This is a genomic window from Acinetobacter sp. ANC 4470 (assembly GCF_002135335.1).
In the GTDB taxonomy this organism is placed as follows: domain Bacteria; phylum Pseudomonadota; class Gammaproteobacteria; order Pseudomonadales; family Moraxellaceae; genus Acinetobacter.
On the sequence record NZ_NEGC01000003.1, the window covers coordinates 19,808 to 40,148 of the forward strand.

Sequence of the window (20,341 nt, forward strand, 5' to 3'; positions counted from 1 at the left end):
GCCGATGCTAAGAACTCTCCTAGCACCAGCTTATTCATCCTAATTACTTAACGGCTTTGCCTGCTTTCAAATCTGCAAGAACTTTTACACGTTCTTTATCAGACATTGAAATAAGACCAGATTTTTCTAATTTAGAACCTTTACCTGAAACTTTCTTATTTAAGAAGTACTCAGAATATTGTTGTAAACCTTTGATTGATTTAAGGTGCTCACCTTTCACGTAAAAGAACAATGGACGTGATACTGGGTAAGAACCATTTAGAATTGTTTTCTCTGATGGCACAACATTATTGACTGTCGCTACACGTAATTTGTCACGGTTTTGATCATAAAAACCTAAACCAAATACACCAACTGCACTTGGAGAGGTTTTTAAACGTGCCAGTGTTTCTGTGTAGTCACCTGAAATTTCAATCACTTTGCCATCTTTACGGAAAGTAGAGCATGCTTTTTTCTGAGCATCTTTATCTAACTTTTTAAAGTATTCATAAGATTCACAACCTGCTTCAACCATTTTTTCTTGGAATACTTCACGTGTACCATGGTTAGAAGCTGGAATGACCAATGTAATTGGTTCATTTGGAAGTGATTTGTCAATTTGATTCCAATTCGTATACGGGTTTGCAACCAACTTACCATTCGATGGTAATTGTGCTGCTAGTGCTGCAAATACATGTTGTGGACGAAGTTTATAAGCGGCTTTTTTTGAGTTAGACGCAAATACAATACCGTCATAACCGACTTTTATTTCAATAATTTGATTCACACCAGCTTTTTTACATGCAGCCAGTTCAGTATCTTTAATTTTACGAGATGCATTGGCGATATCGATCGTGTTATCACCTACGCCTTGACAGAATTGCTTTAAACCACCAGATGTACCACCAGAACCAACAACAGGTGTCTTAAATTGTGGAAAAGTATTACCAAACTCTTCTGCAACAATACTTGAGTATGGCAAAACAGTTGAAGAACCAGCGATTTGGATTGTGTCACGAGCTGCATTTGCTGTTGTTGCTACAACTGCTCCTGAAACTGCTAAAGCAAGTGCGATATGATTTAAGCGCATTCTTTTCTCTCTTCATTAGATGCAATTTTGAAGCACGCTACTTTTTATAAAGTTTTGTACTTTTTCGATATCTGCATTTTGAGTTTAAAATATGACAATGAAGTTACAGCTTTATGACACTTTAATGATCTGTACATTTTAAGTAAATTTATGCGTTCATCCACAATACTCACGCACTTTATAAAAATAACTAAAACTTTGTTTTGACTTAAAAAATTAAAGAAATATTCAATGACCATATTTATGACAAAAGATCATCCTACGATGTTCCATACCAATCATGATGAATGTAATATTACCCTTGATGACTTAGAACACATCATTATTTGTACCTATTTGCCGTAAACCATACCGAATACCTGACTATAAATTAACCTATAAAAGCACGTTTTCTGACAGATCACCACTCTAGTGTGTATCGAAAATTACTTGGCAAAACTGGATTTAGTCCAATCTTGGCAGCTGAATTTTACAATTTTAAAAAGTACGATCATCACTTTTTTTAAGCATATATCAAAACATCTGCACAACATTGAAAAATATATGCGCTACAATCTTTACCACTTATTTTTTACTCATTATAAATTTTAATCACGACAACCAAATTTATTTTTAATCAAAAAAACACCAAATAAAAACAATATATTGATCATAAATTAATACTTTTTAGTTGGTGACTCATCACGTGAATTAAAATCCATCTTATACACAAATTTTATGATGAACAGCTTACTTTAGAAAGTGCTATTAAAATGATCAAAGCACAGAAAAAAATTATGCTTTGATCACGGCTTCCTAACGTGTATAAAAAAAGCCAGTTATAAAACTGGCTTTTCTTTTAACTTAAAATTATTTACATTCGCTTAGTCAATTGCTGTCACATAAGTACCAGCTTGAATTGGCCCTTTGATACGATCTGCTTCTACTAACACAAGGTTAAGCAAGTTCTTCACGTTATCTAAAGTCGCTACTGGACTTAAAGTAGTCATTTTCAAGGATTGAACTTGACCGACTTTAGTGACACCAATATTCGCCTCTCCACGCGCAAACAATTCATCTGCAACGTTTTGATTCAATGTATCAAGCAATTCTGTTGGATAACCTTCAGGAATCACACGGAACAATACAGAAGCAAATTGTGGATCAATCAACATCTCTAAACCATCAGTTGCATTGATATAATCAGCAACTTGACGTGTTAGAACCACACCATGGTCGATCATTGAACCATAAAGCTCTTCACCTAATGATTCTACCGTCATCCACAATTTCAACGCATCAAAACGACGCGTCGTTTGTAGTGACTTCGACACAAGATTTGGCACACCATGTTCTTCATCATAAGCCGAGTTTAAGTACTCAGCTTCATAATGCATGAAACGATAGTTCGCTTCGTCTTTCAACAAGAACGCGCCACACGAAATGGTTTGGAAATAATGCTTATGGAAATCGAGGGTCACAGAATCAGATAGTTCGATACCATCTAACATGTCACGGTAGTCATTGGAAAGAATGAGTGCACCACCCCATGCTGCGTCGATATGCATCCACGCACCATATTTGTTGGTGATTTCACGTACTTTCTTCAATGGATCAATTGCGCCTGCATCGGTAGTACCCGCAGTTGCAACCACACATGCCACGATTTTACCTGCTGCTTGAAGATCAGCCATGGTTTTTTCCAAGGCATCCATATCCATCTGTGCATTTTCATTTACAGGAACAGTCACAACCGATTGGAAACCCATACCCATCATTGCCATGTTCTTTTGCACAGAGAAATGTGCATTTTCAGAACAAATCACTTTGACGTTACGCATCGCATCCGCAGGGATACCATCACGCTGAACAGACCACGGCTTGCCGTTTTCATCTTTCCAGTTTTTCGCAATACATGCATCACGCGCCAACAATACACCCATCAAGTTCGACTGTGTACCGCCAGAAGTAAATACACCCGCCTGACCTGCACCATAACCGACTTTTTGACGAAGCCAATCAATCAATTGAACTTCCATCAACGAACCCGCTGGGCTTTGATCCCATGAATCCATCGATTGGTTGGTTGCATTGATAAGCACTTCAGCAATTTGACTGGTGACCATGGTTGGGCAATGCAAATGCGCAAGTGAATGCGGATGATGTACTTTCAAGCTTTTATTGAGGAAAAGCTTAACCATACGTTCAAGCGACTTGTGTACACCTAAACCTTCTTTTGAAGGATTAAACGCAATTGCGCTGCGTAGCTCTTTAATGCTACCGCCTGTGTACATTTTGTCATTGTGCAACCATGCTGCGACTGCTTTAGTCGCCTCACCCATTGCTGACTCGTAGTCAGCAATGGACTGAGCATCATTGCAAAGTAATGCTTTACGATGTTCTGCAAAATCAACCATTATGCGCCTCTTACAGCAACAAGTGCTTCAGCAATGGCTTTCTTAAAGCGAACAAGGACTTCTTCACATTCAGCTTGAGTGATGATGAGTGGGCAAAGTAAACGAATTACAGTACCGTTACGACCGCCTTTCTCTAACAACAATTTGTTATCGAAACAAGCCGTTTGGATAGCAGCTGCCAATTGAGAATCACCCGGTAATGAACCCATGTGATCTGCTGTTTGACGTTCGTCTACAATCTCAACACCCAACATTAAGCCACGGCCACGTACGTTACCGATGCATGGGAATTCTACGGCTAATTTTTTAAATTCAGCTTGTAAGAAATCACCACGTTCTTGTGCATTTTGCGCAAGATTTTGCTCTTTAATGGTGTTGATTGTTGCAAGACCAGTACCCATCGCCAATTGGTTACCACGGAAAGTACCTGTGTGACCCGCAGGCTGCCAAGCATCAAACTTACGCTTAATACCCAACACTGCAAGTGGTAAGCTACCACCTACCGCTTTCGACATTACAATTACATCAGGCTCAATGCCTGCGTGTTCAAAGGCAAACATTTTACCTGAACGGGCAAACCCTGCTTGAACTTCATCCAGAATCAACACAATGTTGTGTTTTTCAGTGACTTCACGGATTTTTTTCAACCATTTGTTCGGTGCTGTAACAACACCACCTTCACCTTGAATTGCTTCAAGAATTACGGCAGCAGGTTTAGTTACACCACTTTCTACATCTTCAATAAAGTTTTCAAAGAAGTACGTTAAGGCATCTACACCTGCTTCACCGCCAAGACCTAATGGGCAACGGTATTCATGCGGATATGGCATAAACTGTACGCCTGGCATTAAGCCATTTACCGAATTTTTCGCAGATAAGTTACCTGTCATGGCTAAAGCGCCATGTGTCATTCCGTGATAGCCACCTGAGAAGCTAATCACCGAACTACGACCTGTATAAGTTTTTGCTAATTTAATAGCTGCTTCTGTGCCATCTGCACCAGATGGACCACAGAACTGTAGACAATACTCTTTCTTACCACCAGGTAATTGTTCAAGTAATGCTTCAGTAAATGCATCTTTTAAAGGCGTGGTTAAATCTAAAGTATGTAATGGCAGACCACTCGCTAAAGTGTCTTGAATACTTTGAATCACCGCAGGATGATTATGGCCTAAAGCCAAAGTCCCTGCCCCAGCTAAACAATCGAGGTACTCTGTACCTTCAACATCAGTAATCCAGCAGCCTAAAGCTTTTGCTATTGCCAACGGTAATTTACGTGGGTAGCTACGAACATTGGATTCCATCTGGCTTTGGCGAGTCAAATAGTATTCGTTAGTAGAATTAGGGGCAGGATTTACAGAAGAAACGCTCATATCGAATTACCATCTCTGATATGGGTTGAAAGAAATAAGTCGGGTGACTTGCGGTCTGTTGACTCGGTGCTTTATAGAATCTAGTTAGACTTGAATTTGTTTGTCATAACTAGAGGGCGGATGATACCGAATTTTTCTGAAAAATAAACAACTTTCGGCACTTTATCCTTCCTATTTCATTAAAAAAATCAAACTAATCTATAGGTTGAATTTTCATCTTACATTGTGACAGAAGAAAGAAAACCTCATTTTTTTATGCTTTGATTGAAAAATAATGATAATACAGCGAAATTTCATACAAATTAATTCATAAGTGTATAATTTTCTTTTAGTTATATTGATAGATGCTATTTATTTGATTTCATCCATTTTTACAAACCCACCACAAAACCTGCTCAAATCCAACATAAACACACTTTAGTATCATCAATATAACTTCAAATTTTACTTACAAAAAATAGGTCAAAGAAATGCGTTATTTAACTCTCTCATCTCTAGTTTTAGCTTCTGCTTTAGCTACACCAGCTTTTGCTCAACAAAATGAGCAACTCAATTACAATCTAGTCAATATACAAGCGGAAGCTGCACGCAAAGTTTCTAATGATGAAATGCATGCTGTTTTATACATTGAAAAAAGTAATAAACAACCCGCTGAGCTTGCTGTACAAATTACACAATTAATGAATCAAGCCATGGCTTCAGCCAAGAAATACCCGCAAGTAAAAGTGGAAACAGGTTCTCAAACTACTTATCCAATTTATGACAATGATAGCCGTAAACTTAAAGAATGGCGTGGTCATGCCGAAATTCAAATTGAAAGTACTGACTTTAAAGCTGCAAGCCAATTGGTCAGTGAACTACAACAAAATTTTCAAACACAATCCATTAATTTTAGTGTTTCTGATGCCCAACGTAAAAAAGTCGAAAATGAGTTAATGGTAGAGGCTTCTAAAAACTTTCAGCAACGTGCCTTAACCTTAAGTCAAGCATGGAATAAATCAGGCTATAACTTGGTTAATCTAAACTTAAATACCAATAACTCTTACCCACAACCGATCATGATGCGTGCGAGTATGGCAAAATTTTCAGGCGCTGAGGCAGCAGATGCGCAAGATGTCGCGGCAGGTGAATCTAAAATAACTGTGAATGCAACCGGTACAATCCAGTTTAAATAATAGTTTAATTCTTCATCATCTAAAAACCGTGTGCTATACACGGTTTTTATTTATCTTTCTATTGCATGAATTTTTCATTTGAATAGAAATTTTATTATAAAAATTCAAATACCATAGTAATAAGTAATAACTATTATTATTTAAATGTATCACTAAACCCTTTAACATACACGAAATTTGAAAATCGATTTCTGTTATGTCACATATCTCAACTCAATTTGGTGTTGCTAAACCCACCCAATTTTCACCTTTAACTTTAGCGATTAAAGTTGCGCTTACTTATGCAATCAGCCAAGCTGCTTTTGCTGAAGAGTCAAGCACATCCTCAGTCAGCACCTTACAAACCATTACCTTACAAGCACAAGGTAACTGGTTAGAAAATGCAAATGCTGAAAAAGTGCAAAAACATGCAGGTGCACGAACCATTATTGACCGTAAACGCTTAGATGAAACAGTATCTACATCCATTAAAGATGCTTTGCGCCAAGTTCCTGGTGTTCAAGTTCAAGAAAGTAACGGTACTGGCGGTAGCGACGTTTCCCTAAATATGGGCGTTCGCGGTTTAACTTCGCGCCTTTCTCCTCGTTCAACTGTACTCATGGATGGCGTACCGATGTCATTCGCGCCTTATGGTCAGCCACAGCTGTCTATGGCGCCTGTTTCTTTAGGCAATATTGAATCTGTTGACGTAGTACGTGGCGCAGGTTCTGTACGTTTTGGGCCACAAAACGTAGGTGGTATTATTAACTTTGCAACTCGTAGTATTCCAGAAGAATTCTCAGGCTCTATTGGCTTAACCACAGAATATGCATCTGGTACAGATCAAAGCAAATTCAGCCCGAATCTTTTTGTCGGCGGTACCATGGAAAATGGCTTAGGCTTAGCCCTGCTATATTCAGGTACCAAAGGCAACAACTACCGTGAAAACAACAACAAAATTGATATTGATGATGTAATGCTGAAATCGTCTTACAGCATTACAGATCAAGACCAGATTGCGTTAAATTTGCATCACTACGAGGGTCGTGGTGAAATGCCTGAAGGTTTAACTGCTGCACAATATGCAAAAAATCCGTATCAGTCCAACCAATATCGCAATTACTTTGCAGGTCGACGCTCAGATGTTTCTGTGAAATATAGCCACAAAGATGATGTGAATAACTTTGAAATCTTAGGCTACTATGTCGATTCATTCCGTACCAGTGATCTTGAATCTGCTATCGCCAATACAACAAACAGCCGAATTAGTAACTCACCACGTGACTACAAATATTTTGGTATAGAACCTCGTTATTCAAGAGCTTACTCATTGGGCGATATGAATAATGAAGTCACTGTCGGGTATCGTTATTTAGAAGAAGAAAGTTCTGAGTTTTCTGGGCGTACAGCACCATATAATACATTGACAGGTACGCCTGGCGAACGCCTTGCCAATACCACCAGTGACGGTGGTACCAAAGCACATGCAATCTATATTGATAACCGTTTCGAACTTGGTCAATGGACCATTACACCTGGTGTGCGTTTTGAGTCGATTGATACCCACAATGACTTCAGTGCATACACCAATGGTGTATTGAACAATACCGTTAACCCATCTATTAAATCTGAAGAGTTTTTACCTAGCTTAGCTCTGATGTTTAAAGCGACAGATCACTGGAACTTCTTTGCCAATGCGGGAGTTTCATTTGGCCCACAGCAATACAATCAATTAGCTCGTGCGGTCAATAATATTGCGCAATCCACAACAGATGGTCTGCACCCTGAAAAATCCAATAACTATGAAATTGGCACCAAGTATTTAGGTAATGGCCTCAATGCTGAATTAACGGCGTTCTATTTAGATTTTGACAAAGAATTGATTCTAGAACGTGATGCACAAAATAACGGCATTTGGACAGACTTAGGTGCGACTAGCCACAAAGGAGTTGAAGCTGGCCTAAGCTATGACTTTGGTTCAGTTGCTGATACGTTAGAAGGCTTAAAAGCTTACGGTAACTATACATTCACCAAAGCAGTCGCCGAAGCTGGCAACTTTGAAGGAAAAGACTTGCCATTCTATTCACGCCATGTTGCTAATATTGGCTTAGGCTATAAATATGATGCATGGAGCGTGAATGCTGATATGTTTGCTCAATCTAAGCAGCATTCCCCAGGTTCGGATAATGTTTATCAAACTGTAGAAACAGCCGATGGCCGCATAGGCGATATCCCAGGTTATTCAACTTTTGCAGTACGTACAGGCTATGACTTTGGTCAACAGCTAAGCGGTTTAAAAGTTGCGGCAGGGATTAAAAATGTATTTGATAAACAGTATTTCACCCGTTCATCTGACGCTACTGGCGGTAAATATGTAGGTCAGCCTCGTACTTTCTTCCTACAAACTTCATTTGATTTCTAATATTTTTATTATAAATTAAATTTCTACTCTCTAAAAAAGACTACAAATCTGTGGTCTTTTTTTATGTCGTCATTTAATGATTCTGATAGATTATCGGGTTATTTTTTCTCTTGGCATCAATTTTCATTATGTCGCTTTCCGAATTAAATCTCAGCCTTTTTGAATGGATTAATGCATCCAGTCATGCGACTGATTGGATGATTGTTTTTGCAATTTTCATTGCCAATGATTTGTTTTACATCATGTTACTAATATTTTTATTTTTTTGGCTTAGAGGCAGTTTCGCCATAAAAAAACAAATAATTAAGGCTTTTATTTTTACCTGCGCGGCACTTTTGTTCAGCCAAATTATTTCTCATAGTTTTTATCATCCACGTCCTTTTATGATGGACGTTGGGCGTACTCTAATTTATCACTCACCCAATGGCTCTTTTCCCAGTGACCATATGCTAATTTTCAGCAGTATTGCCTTTGCATATTTTTTCTCAGCAAAACGTTCCATTGGTATAATTTTAATAGCCATAGCATGGTTGGTTGCATGGTCACGGGTTTATTTGGGCGTGCACTTCCCTTTAGATATGCTTGGGGCTTTTTTCCTTGCCTTTGTATTGAATTTTTTTGGTTTAGCTATATGGAATCAATACAAAGTAATGATTATGCAGTTTGTATTAAGAGTACATTATTTTCTATTTAAGCCACTGATTGAAAAAGGTTATATCAAATAAATTTAGATTGCATAAAAAAAATCCCGCTCAAAAGCGGGATTTTTTATGACGAAATTTTTAGTAAATCGCCATATGGTCACGATGAATCATTTCTAAAGAACGCGCTTCACCTAAAACTTGATAAACTTTATCTGAAGACAAACCCTTCACGATGTCAGCCGAACGTGAACTAAAGTTGACACGTCCTACTGCCACACGACCACCTTGACTATCGACACATTCAACCACATCACCACGATCGAAATGTCCTTCCACCGCTTTTACCCCGACTGGTAATAAACTACGGTGATTGTCTTTAATCGCATTTACGGCACCATCGTCTAAAACCAAACGACCGGCTGTTTGTAAATGCGCTGCTAACCATTGTTGATGTGCGGTCATACGGTCATTGTCTGTAATAAACAATGTTCCGAGCAACTCACCAGACATTAGGCGAGCAAGCACTTGATCACTTTCACCACTGGCAATTAGTGTTGGACAACCTGATTTCGCGGCTAAACGCGCTGCACGAACTTTGGTCAACATACCACCACGACCAAACTTCCCACCACCACCAGCCATATCAAATAGGCTTTCATCCAATGCGCGAACGGTATGAAACAGTTTCGCATTCGGATTAGAACGTGGATCAGAATCAAACATACCTTGCTGATCGGTTAAGATAATAAGTAAATCGGCATGGACTTGCCCTGCAACCATAGCAGCTAAAGTATCGTTATCACCAAAGCGAATTTCGTCAGTCGACACAGTATCATTTTCATTAATGACAGGAATCACCTGCCAATCAATTAAATGCTGTAAAGCATCGCAAGAGTTTAAATAACGACGACGGTCTGCTAAGTCATCATGGGTCAATAAAACTTGCGCGGTTTGAATAGCATGCTTTTCTAATACGCTCGACCACGTTTGAATTAAGCCCATTTGACCAATAGCAGCACATGCCTGAAGACTCGGTAAATCAGTGGGTCGGTTGATCAATTTCATTCGAACCATACCTTCAGCCACAGCACCTGAAGACACTAGAATAATCTCGTGTCCTGCATTGTGTAGAACTGCAATTTGTTTCGCCCAATGCGAAATTGCTGCAATATCTAAACCTTGCCCATTTGCTGTGAGTAAAGATGATCCGATTTTAACAACGATTCGTTTGCAATCCTTGAGCTGACGTTGCCCATCCACCACTTCTATCATCTTGTCCTCAGTTACTCATATTTTCAGAGCTTAACGTACGTAAAACACTTCCATATTGCTATCATCATCGCCATCTTCATCATCTTCATCATCGTCCAACAGACCTTCAAGACGTTGTTGACGACGCATTTCACGATAAGCTTCTTTCGCCGCAATAGTTTGTTCACGTGTTTCAGCTTCAAGCTGATCACGGAATGCTTTCATTTCTGCAGCGTATTCAGGATCTTCAACTTCACGTTCGCGTTGTTGCTCAATTTCATCCATCAAGTAGTACACAACATCTTTGGTGCCTTCCGACATCAAGCCAGAAGTCTGGAATACTGGACCTTCCCACTGAATTTCATCAAGAATATGCTGACACCATTCTTCACGAGTTGACTCATCAAGTTGATCGACTTTATTCAACACCAATACCACTGGCAATTTCGCCAAAGTTGGAGAGAATTTTTTCAATTCCTCCACAATTGCTTTGGCGTTATATGCTGGGTCTGAACCATCAATCGGTTGAACATCAACAATGTGCAACAAGATACGCGTACGTGCCAAATGTTTAAGGAAACGAATACCTAAACCTGCACCCTCAGAAGCACCTTCGATCAAACCTGGAATATCGGCCATTACGAATGAACGGTGACTATCGGCATCGACCACACCTAAGTTCGGTACCATTGTGGTAAACGGATAATCTGCAACTTTTGGTTTTGCAGCCGATACAGCACGGATAAAGGTCGATTTACCTGCATTTGGCATACCCAGTAAGCCAACATCCGCAAGAACTTTAAGTTCTAAACGAATTTCACGGAACTCACCTTTAATACCATGGGTGCATTTACGCGGTGAACGGTTCGTCGATGATTTAAAGTGAGTATTACCCAAACCACCTTGACCACCTGCGGCAACCATGACACGTTGACCATCAGTGACTAAATCCCCGATGATATCGCCAGATTCTACATCGACAATTGTTGTTCCTACTGGAACCTTTAATATGGTGTCTTCACCGCCACGGCCTGCGCAGTTCGCACCACGACCATTTTTAGCACGTTCCGCACGGAATCTACGTGTATAACGATAATCTACGAGTGTACTGGTGTCATTGTTTGCTTCAACATAAATACAGCCACCACGCCCACCATCACCACCATCTGGACCACCAAATGGTACGAATTTTTCACGGCGAAAACTGGCTACGCCATTGCCACCGTCGCCAGCCTCTACGGTAATGACTGCTTCATCAACAAAGCGCATACTGCCAATCCTCTAAATACTTTAAAACCGCATATTCTGCCATATTTTAAAGAATTTCTCGAATAGTATTATTCAGCATTACATGATTTTTAGTCATGCCAAGACCATTTCCCCTACGGCTTAGCCTATATTGCGGACTTCATTTCAATTAAGTCGATACAAAAGCAAAGTGAAACATCAGCTTATTTCTGCAAATGATGATTCACTGATGTTAGACAGTGATGAAGTCATATGTATTACGAAGTTTAAATGACCGTTACGCAGGTATTTGGTTAGATTGAGCGAACGTCCTTGTATACAGTCCAATGGGGTGGCGTGCATGCCAACCATCTGCGAAATTAATGTTTTCTATGGTTTAATTGGATAGATTTACCTGTACGATAAATCTTGCCTGATCTTTCTCCAAATCAGCCCATAAAACAAAATCATTTTGCTCTTTTCTTCTTAATGAATATTTTAACTTTGATCAAATTCAAATAGCTTTATGCAGCTTCAAAAGCTTCGCCAAACTCAGGCATGATCGTTTCAGAGCAACATTTACAATGATGGCGTAGTACGTTGTTTATTTTCCATAATCTCAGGCAAATTGCGTTCAATCCAGCCAATCAAATGATTCAATTTTTCTGCGGCTTGTGAGCCTAAAATCGTCAGTTGATATTCAACTTTCGGCGGTACAACAGGATAAACCGTACGGATCAGAAAGCCATCTTTCTCTAATACCCTCAAGGTTTGAGCCAACATTTTTTCACTCACCCCGTCTATGCGCTGTCTTAACTCACTAAAACGATGGATACCATCACTTAAACAGCGCAAAACCAACACCGACCATTTGGTGGTTAAATGTTCTAATATTTCACGTGAAGGACACTCATTGGATAAAACCTGTCCAAGTAAATTACTCGTTGCATAGTTAATCATCATTTCTCTCCAAATCGAAACAAGCTTACTTTTGGGTACGTACTTACATTAGGTAAGTTAGTGTATTAAGATAAAAACATCAAGTATACAAAATAAACAAATTAGAGGTTAGTCAAATGAAAATTGCCATCACAGGTGCAACGGGTCAGCTCGGTCAATTGGTTATTCATGCACTGTTAAAAACACGGCTGCGACCAATATTGTGGCATTGGTTAGAAATGAATCCAAGGCTGCCGCTTTAAAAGCAAAAGGAATTGAACTGCGTCTGTTTGATTATGACACACCTGCAACTTTAGCTTCTGCATTATCTGGAGTTGATAAACTGTTACTTATTTCAGCCAATGAAATTGGTCGTCGTACACCACAACATAAAGCAGTCATTGATGCTGCTCAACACGCAGGTGTTCCCTATATTGCCTATACCAGTTTGCTCAATGCAGATCATTCGCTACTCGGTTTAGCACAAGAACACCGTGAAACTGAAAACCTAATTAAAGCCAGCGGCTTGCAGTACACCTTCTTACGTAACAATTGGTATAGTGAAAACTATTTAGCAGGTGTCACCCACACCGTTGAAATCGGTACGCTGTATGGTGCAGCAGGCGCAGGAAAAATTAGTTCAGCGGCACGTGCCGACTATGCCGAAGCAGCAGCAAAAGTGCTAACGACATCTGGACATGAAAATAAAACCTATGAGCTTGCAGGCTCGACCAGTTTTACATTGGCAGATTTAGCAGGTGATATTGCTAATGTTTCAGGAAAAGACATTACTTATCAAAACCTCAGTGCTGCAGATTACACCCAAGCTTTAACACAGGCAGGCTTAGCTGCTGGCTTAGTCGATATCATTGTCGATGCAGAGATACAGACCCAAAAAGGTGCCATGTTTAGTAAAAGTAAAGACTTAGAGCAACTTATTGGGCATCAAACTACACCGATTAAAGAACAAGTTGCAGCGATTTTAAAAGCGTAGTTGTTCCGTTATTAATCTCCACACCCTCTCCTTTTTAAAGACTGACTTTTATTAAAAGAAGGAAAAGCCTTCCCTCAATATTAGACAAAAAAAAGAGCCTCATATGAGGCTCTTTTTTACTGCTTTACAAATTATGCATTCTTTTCAGCAGGAACTTTTGGATAGCTCACGCCACACATTTGTTCAGCAATACGTAATACTTGGCAGCTATAACCCACTTCATTGTCATACCAAACATAAGCAGTTAAGCGCGTACCTGAAGTGATGGTTGCTTGCGCATCAAATACACCCGCAGTACGTGAACCGATAAAGTCAGAAGATACAACTTCAGTCGAATTTGTATAACCAATTTGACCTTGAAGGCTTGAATTGATTGAAATTTGACGAATGTATTCATTCACTTCTTCACGATCAACTTCTTTCTCAAGGGTTAAGTTAAGAATAGCCAGTGAAACGTTTGGAGTTGGAACACGTACAGAGTTACCCGTCAACTTCCCTTTAAGTGCAGGAAGTGCTTTTGCAACCGCTTTAGCAGCACCCGTTTCAGTAATGACCATGTTCAAAGTCGCAGCACGACCACGGCGATCTGCACTGTGGTAGTTGTCGATTAAGTTTTGATCATTCGTGAAAGAGTGAACAGTTTCAACGTGACCATTAAGCACTTTGTATTTGTCATCTAACACTTTTAATACTGGTGTAATGGCATTTGTGGTGCAGCTTGCAGCAGAAATAATTTTGTCTTCATCTAAGATGTCAGTATGGTTTACGCCGTAAACAACATTTTTCATTTCGCCTTTACTTGGAGCAGTCAATACCACACGAGCAACGCCTGGGCATTTCAAGTGTTGAGCAAGACCTTCTGCATCACGCCATTTACCTGTGTTATCAATCACTAAAGCATTATTGATACCATAAGCAGTGTAATCCACTTCAGCAGGACTAGACGCATAAATCACTTTAATGAAGTTACCATTGGCAATGATCGCTTCATTCGCTTCATCTACAGAAATAGTCCCTGAAAATGGACCATGGATTGAGTCACGACGAAGTAAAGACGCACGTTTTTCTAAATCACCATCAGATGATTTACGAACCACAATGGCTTTAAGGTTTAAACCACGACCAAGACCAGATTGACCAATGATTAAACGTGCAAGAATACGACCAATACGACCGAAACCATAAAGAACAACGTCTTTAGGTTCAACAGTTTCAGCATTACCTTTTAAAGATTCTACTGCTTGCGCAACAAAAGCGTCGATATCGCCGCCTTTTTCTTTAAATTCAACGGCTAGTTTACCTAGATCGATTTCAGCAGAACCGATATTTTCAACTTTAGCTAAAGCTTCTAAAATTGGGAAAGTGCTAACCACTGAAAGCTCAACGTCCATAACACGTGTACGGCGATGCGCTTTTAAAATTTGGATTACTGAACGGTTAACCAAAGAACGACCGTATACAGAAGTCACGATATTTTTTTCACGATATAACTGACCAATTAAGGCAATCATATGCTCCGCGATTTCTTCACGGTTTTTCCAGCGACCTTGATGCTCTGCATGTAGGGCGATGATAGTGTCTTTGCTCACAGATACGTCCTCTAATTAATTGTATATCTAGGCATAAATTTCAAAACCCGACAATTGTAAAGGAATTATCGGGAAGTTTGAATCAAAAGCTGATCCAGACTTGGCTATTTTCCTACATATTCATTATAAATTGACAAAATAGTTGTAATTATTTTTATATCAAAAGCGCTAAAACATTTCATTTCCTGCAAAACGAGTCAATTACACTCAGATGTTGTTTTATCAAACAACACTCAAAGCATAAAACCCATCACTTTAAGCGCTCTTGGTAATTTTCAAGATTTTTAGACAATGCTTTCTGCTTTTGTTGTTGTTTCACGAGATGAATCGAACCTTCAACGATGAGCAGTAATACCGCAAACCAAATTGGAATATAAGTAAACCATTCAGCCGCTTCAACTCTTTCACCTAAAACAATAGAGGCGAAGGCAAGTAATACAGGCTCTAAATAGCTTAATAATCCAAAGATGACAAAAGGTAAATAACGACTCGCCAACATGTAACTTCCTAGTCCAAATGCACTTAAAAAGCCCAACCCCAAGATCGCCAAAATTAAATGTGGAAACTGTGCAATGAGGTTAAATGAGTCGCTATAAATCGTTGCTAGATAGATTGCAACAGGCAGAATTAAAAACAAATCCCACCAGAAACCACCCAAATGATCCGTTTTAAAAGCACGTCTTAAGAAGAAATAAATAGGATAAGCCACAGCAACATAAGCCGTTTCCCATGCAATACTGCCGATACGCCATAATTCATGTCCAACGCCCATGCAGGCAAATAGGACTGCAGCAATTTGCCATTTGGACAACTTTTCTTTGTAAATCACACAGCCAATCAGCACCATGACCAAGGGTAGTAAAAAGTATCCTAATGAGACTTCTAAACCGCGTCCATTCATCGGTCCCCACAAAAACAGCCAAAGCTGCGTGGTACACAATACTGAACTAATGATCAACCAAATAAACAAAGAAGGTTGCTTAAAAATACGTTTAAAAATTTCGATGATATGTTTTAAATCACCGCTCCACCACATAAATAAAGTCAGGAACGGCAGCGTTGCCAACATACGCCAAGCAAAAGTTTGTTCACTATCTAGTGGTTTTAAAAACTGGGTATAAAAATACAAAATACCAAAAGTGATAGATGCCAATACAGACAATGCTACGCCTTTATACATCTTTCATCTCTAAACTTATGTCATCTGTATTATAAACATTTCACTCTGATAAAACTTGATCATTCATCTTTCAATCTGACTATTCAATAAAAAAAACATGCCGAAAACATGGTTTGATCATGAGATTACGCCCAACTTTAAAAGAATATATTAATTCAATATATTAAGATTACTTTTCGTCTGCTTAGTATGAATAACATCACTTAAGTTATAGCCTAGGGATTTTGCATATTCTAGATATTCATTAACTACGGCCTGATCTGGCTGTGCTGAACGTGACAATACCCACATATATCTACGCCGTGGCTCACCAACCAATACAGTTTGGTAATCGTTATCTATCTTCAAAATCCAGTAATCGCCACGACCTACAGGCAACCAACGAACAGCTTCGGGTAAAAAACCAACTTTCAACTTACTGTTAAAAGGTGCATTTTGTACAAAGGCTTCACCAATAGAGCGTTTTAACTGCCCATCTTTACTAAAACAACGGTTATCCACGTTAATATTGCCATTTTCATTTAACGTATAGGTCGCGGTGACATCGCGATCACACTGATTTTGAAAGTACATTGGCTTACGCGCAATTTCATACCAAACACCCAGATACTTATCCAACTGAACTTTATCTACAGTCTGCAATGGTTTGGTCTGTGCATATGCCAATGTTGCAGCACCTAAACCAATCAGCACCACCCCAACCACTGCAATTTTAGCAAGTTTAAAACCTGCCTCTGGAAGATTATTAGCAACCATAAAAATACCTGATTAAAAAAATCGTATTATATTAATGATGAATATCCATTAAAATAACGAGTATTTTTCAGCCACACTGTAGCGTTATGTAATGATTTTTGAAGATAAAATTTTGAAGATAGAATCATGACCTCAAGCTACGTCAACATCTGGGCTTTCAAACGAACAATTTCATCACGCAGTCGTGCTGCCTGCTCAAACTGTAATTCTTTCGATGCTTTTAACATCTCTTTTTCCAGTTTAGACATGTGTTTGGCTAACAATTTTGGATCGGCTAAAATATGTTGTTCATCTGCGCTTAATGCACGTGCCTGATCAGAAATTTTGCCATCAATTTGATCATCATTAAGTACCTCGCCTGTATCAATATCCTTTTTATTTTGACGTTTGGTACTGCGTGGGGTAATACCATGGATCTGATTAAATTCGATTTGTTTAGCACGACGACGATCTGTTTCATCAATCGCCTTTCGCATGGAATCTGTTATTCGGTCAGCATAAAGAATTGCTTTGCCTTTCACATTACGCGCTGCACGACCAATGGTTTGAATGAGTGAACGCTCAGAACGTAAAAAGCCTTCTTTATCCGCATCTAGAATTGCCACCAACGATACTTCTGGCATATCTAGACCTTCACGCAGCAAGTTAATCCCCACCAAAACATCATGCACCCCCGAACGTAATTCATGAATAATTTTGACACGTTCAACCGTGTCAATGTCGGAGTGTAAATAAGCGATTTTTACCCCATACTCTTTTAAATACGAAGTTAAATCTTCCGCCATCCGTTTGGTCAAAACGGTAATTAAAACACGCTCATCTAAATCTTTACGCAGATTGATTTCTGAAAGCACATCATCGACTTGCGTTAATACTGGACGAACTTCAATTTCAGGATCAATCAAACCTGTAGGACGAACCACCTGCTCTGCAATTTGCTCAGATTTTTCCAACTCATATTTTGCAGGCGTTGCACTGACATAAATGGTCGTTGGAATAATTCGCTCCCATTCTTCAAATTGCATTGGACGATTATCCAGAGCACTGGGTAGACGAAAGCCATAATTGACCAGATTTTCTTTACGCGAACGGTCACCTTTATACATAGCGCCAATTTGTGGAACGGTGACATGCGATTCATCAATAATCAGTAAAGCATCATCAGGAAGATAATCGAATAGGGTCGGCGGTGCTTCACCCGATGGACGACCCGATAAATGACGTGAATAGTTTTCAATACCATTGGTATATCCCAACTGCTGCATCATTTCCAAATCGTAACGGGTACGTTGTTCAATACGCTGCGCTTCAAGCAATTTGTCGTGTTGTTTAAAGAATGCCAAACGCTCTTTAAGCTCATCACGAATGGTGCCAATCGCACGCTGTAAATTATCTTTCGGTGTGACATAGTGACTTTTGGGATAAATCGTCACCCGTGGCACTTTACGCACTAATTTCCCCGTGAGCGGATCAAACCAGCGGATAGAATCAACTTCGGCATCAAAGAGTTCGATGCGAATGGCATTTTGATCAGATTCGGCAGGAAAAATATCAATGATTTCGCCACGAATACGATAAGTACCGCGTAAGAATTCCAATTCATTACGGCTATATTGCATCTCGACCAAACGACGAATAAGGTCGTCACGGCTAATTCGATCGCCCTGCACGATATGCAACAGCATACTCATATAGGCATTGGGATCACCCAAACCATAAATAGCAGAAACGGACGCCACAATAATGGCATCACGACGTTCTAATAAAGTACGCGTTGCTGAAAGACGCATTTGATCAATATGATCATTAATTGCAGAATCTTTTTCAATAAAGGTATCGGACGATGGAACATACGCTTCAGGCTGATAGTAATCGTAATAGCTGACGAAATATTCAACCGCATTATTGGGAAAAAAAGATTTAAATTCGCCATAAAGCTGTGCAGCTAAAGTTTTATTATGTGCCATGACTATCGTTGGACGTTGTAATTGGGAAATCACATTGGCCATAGTATAGGTTTTCCCCGACCCCGTTACCCCTAATAGCAACTGATCGTGATAGCCTTTTTCAATCCCACTGACTAATTTTTCAATGGCTTGTGGCTGATCCCCAGCGGGTTGATAGCTGGTCACTAATTCAAAAGGTTGCTGACTATCCTGCATAGTATCCATCTTCAACGACATAACCTTCATAGTATGAGGGCTAAAAATCTACATGCAACATCAGTACCCTTATATTTCTATACTTTGCCCATTCAACAAGGCCATGAGAACGGATTCAGGTTGATCTCGCATTTAACAATTTGCATGCAATCAGATTAAAATATAACTCTACTTGTATTGCAAACTCAGATGTATACAGCCCTAAATACATTATCCTTTATACTAATTTTAAAAATGCTGATCTTTCACTTGACCATCTGTCATTTCAATTGCAACATGAATGAAAGCCCATCACGATTGCATTCGCCTATGTCATATCTCTATCACGATGAAAATATTATAAAAAGCTTACCAGAAGACACTGTATTTGTTTTTGGCAGCAACATGGCAGGAAACCATGCAGATGGTGCAGCACATACGGCTCTAGAGCACTTTGGAGCAATGCAAGGTGTGGGTCGAGGTTGGTCAGGTCAAAGCTATGCCATTCCCACCATGAATGAACATTTACAACAAATGCCATTGTCGCAAATTCAACACTATATTGACGATTTTAAGATTTATACCAAAAACCACCCCAAAACGACCTATTTCATTACCTCAATTGGTTGTGGCATTGCGGGTTATAAAACTGAAGAAATTGCACCAATGTTTAAAGGCATTTCACATAATGTCATTTTCCCAAGCTCCTTCCGTCCTTTTGTAGAAAGAGCACTACCAAAACTAACACGCCATTTTTTAAGAACTGTATTTACCGATGCCGTAATTTTTTCAACTGCTGATGAAGAGGTGATCAATCAACTCGATTTATCAGAAAGCGAAAAAAGTGCCGCCAGAATTATTTTACATACTCAAATGTACCCAACGGACAGTAATGGCCGTGATCGAATTTTTGAAATTTCAGATATTTTGCATACATTGAACGGTAAAATTTTCGATTGGCAAAATAAATCTGAAGGTGCAATGCTATTTGGTGGCGTAGTTCTAGCATTATTGGAACTCTACAATATTAATGAAAAAGATTTTATTGATGTTTGGCAAGGTGACCGAGAAATTTCTGCACCCAAACCTGAAAATAAAGCACGCAAGCAAAGTCGCTAAATAGCGGTACATATCCATAAATACCAGCCAATTTATACATTGGCTTTTTATTGTTAATTAAAATTAAGTGATAAAAACCACATTAAT

At 39.3% G+C, this 20,341-nt stretch carries 14 protein-coding genes and 1 pseudogene; 5 read left to right on the top strand and 10 right to left on the bottom strand.

The annotated features are described in order from the left end of the window. Positions 1–43 precede the first annotated feature (43 nt). The 3 genes from B9T25_RS05220 to B9T25_RS05230 form a co-directional block, all read right to left on the bottom strand. Positions 44–1,069 carry a substrate-binding domain-containing protein gene (locus B9T25_RS05220; protein WP_086187419.1) on the bottom strand — a complete coding sequence of 342 codons (1,026 nt, stop codon included), beginning with the start codon at positions 1,067–1,069 and terminating at the stop codon, positions 44–46. A gap of 863 nt (positions 1,070–1,932) precedes the next feature. Beyond that, the gene (locus B9T25_RS05225) at positions 1,933–3,465 is read right to left on the bottom strand and encodes a pyridoxal phosphate-dependent decarboxylase family protein (RefSeq protein WP_086187420.1); all 1,533 of its coding nucleotides are present in this window, start codon (positions 3,463–3,465) and stop codon (positions 1,933–1,935) included. Then, complete coding sequence (locus tag B9T25_RS05230) at positions 3,465–4,838, bottom strand: diaminobutyrate--2-oxoglutarate transaminase (RefSeq protein ID WP_086187421.1); 1,374 nt, start codon at positions 4,836–4,838, stop codon at positions 3,465–3,467. Before B9T25_RS05230 ends, B9T25_RS05225 begins: the two co-directional genes overlap by 1 nt. Positions 4,839–5,308: 470 nt before the next feature. Here B9T25_RS05230 and B9T25_RS05235 point away from each other — a divergent pair, with 470 nt between their 5' ends. From B9T25_RS05235 to B9T25_RS05245, 3 genes are all read left to right on the top strand, one after another. Further along, positions 5,309–6,013: an SIMPL domain-containing protein gene (locus B9T25_RS05235; protein WP_086187422.1), complete on the top strand. Its 705-nt coding sequence runs from the start codon at positions 5,309–5,311 to the stop codon at positions 6,011–6,013. A gap of 196 nt (positions 6,014–6,209) precedes the next feature. Then, positions 6,210–8,414, top strand: a complete 2,205-nt coding sequence (locus B9T25_RS05240; protein WP_086187423.1) for a TonB-dependent receptor family protein — start codon at positions 6,210–6,212, stop codon at positions 8,412–8,414. A gap of 128 nt (positions 8,415–8,542) precedes the next feature. Further along, the gene (locus B9T25_RS05245) at positions 8,543–9,139 is read left to right on the top strand and encodes a phosphatase PAP2 family protein (protein WP_086187424.1); all 597 of its coding nucleotides are present in this window, start codon (positions 8,543–8,545) and stop codon (positions 9,137–9,139) included. 57 nt (positions 9,140–9,196) lie between these two features. Here the strand turns inward: B9T25_RS05245 and proB are convergent, their stop codons facing one another. The 3 genes from proB to B9T25_RS05260 all read right to left on the bottom strand — a co-directional run bounded on the left by proB (position 9,197) and on the right by B9T25_RS05260 (position 12,496). Beyond that, the gene (proB, locus tag B9T25_RS05250) at positions 9,197–10,330 is read right to left on the bottom strand and encodes a glutamate 5-kinase (RefSeq protein WP_086187425.1); all 1,134 of its coding nucleotides are present in this window, start codon (positions 10,328–10,330) and stop codon (positions 9,197–9,199) included. A 30-nt stretch (positions 10,331–10,360) separates the two neighbouring features. Next, entirely contained in the window at positions 10,361–11,578 is a 1,218-nt protein-coding gene (cgtA, locus tag B9T25_RS05255; protein ID WP_086187426.1) for an Obg family GTPase CgtA, read from the bottom strand. Positions 11,579–12,115: 537 nt separating this feature from the next. After that, on the bottom strand, positions 12,116–12,496 hold the full coding sequence (locus tag B9T25_RS05260; RefSeq protein WP_086187427.1) for a winged helix-turn-helix transcriptional regulator: 381 nt from the start codon (positions 12,494–12,496) through the stop codon (positions 12,116–12,118). Between the two features lie 116 nt (positions 12,497–12,612). Between B9T25_RS05260 and B9T25_RS05265 the strand changes: the two are divergent. Beyond that, positions 12,613–13,469, top strand: a pseudogene (locus B9T25_RS05265) (SDR family oxidoreductase). 131 nt (positions 13,470–13,600) lie between these two features. Here B9T25_RS05265 and B9T25_RS05270 read toward each other — a convergent pair. The 4 genes from B9T25_RS05270 to uvrB form a co-directional block, all read right to left on the bottom strand. Beyond that, complete coding sequence (locus B9T25_RS05270) at positions 13,601–15,058, bottom strand: glyceraldehyde-3-phosphate dehydrogenase (RefSeq protein ID WP_086187428.1); 1,458 nt, start codon at positions 15,056–15,058, stop codon at positions 13,601–13,603. A 250-nt stretch (positions 15,059–15,308) separates the two neighbouring features. Further along, positions 15,309–16,238 carry an EamA family transporter RarD gene (gene rarD / locus B9T25_RS05275; protein ID WP_086187429.1) on the bottom strand — a complete coding sequence of 310 codons (930 nt, stop codon included), beginning with the start codon at positions 16,236–16,238 and terminating at the stop codon, positions 15,309–15,311. Positions 16,239–16,388: 150 nt separating this feature from the next. Next, complete coding sequence (locus tag B9T25_RS05280) at positions 16,389–16,994, bottom strand: lipocalin family protein (RefSeq protein ID WP_086187430.1); 606 nt, start codon at positions 16,992–16,994, stop codon at positions 16,389–16,391. A 137-nt stretch (positions 16,995–17,131) separates the two neighbouring features. After that, positions 17,132–19,156 carry an excinuclease ABC subunit UvrB gene (gene uvrB / locus B9T25_RS05285; RefSeq protein WP_086187431.1) on the bottom strand — a complete coding sequence of 675 codons (2,025 nt, stop codon included), beginning with the start codon at positions 19,154–19,156 and terminating at the stop codon, positions 17,132–17,134. 309 nt (positions 19,157–19,465) lie between these two features. Here uvrB and B9T25_RS05290 point away from each other — a divergent pair, with 309 nt between their 5' ends. Further along, positions 19,466–20,254: a hypothetical protein gene (locus B9T25_RS05290; RefSeq protein WP_086187432.1), complete on the top strand. Its 789-nt coding sequence runs from the start codon at positions 19,466–19,468 to the stop codon at positions 20,252–20,254. Positions 20,255–20,341 lie beyond the last annotated feature (87 nt).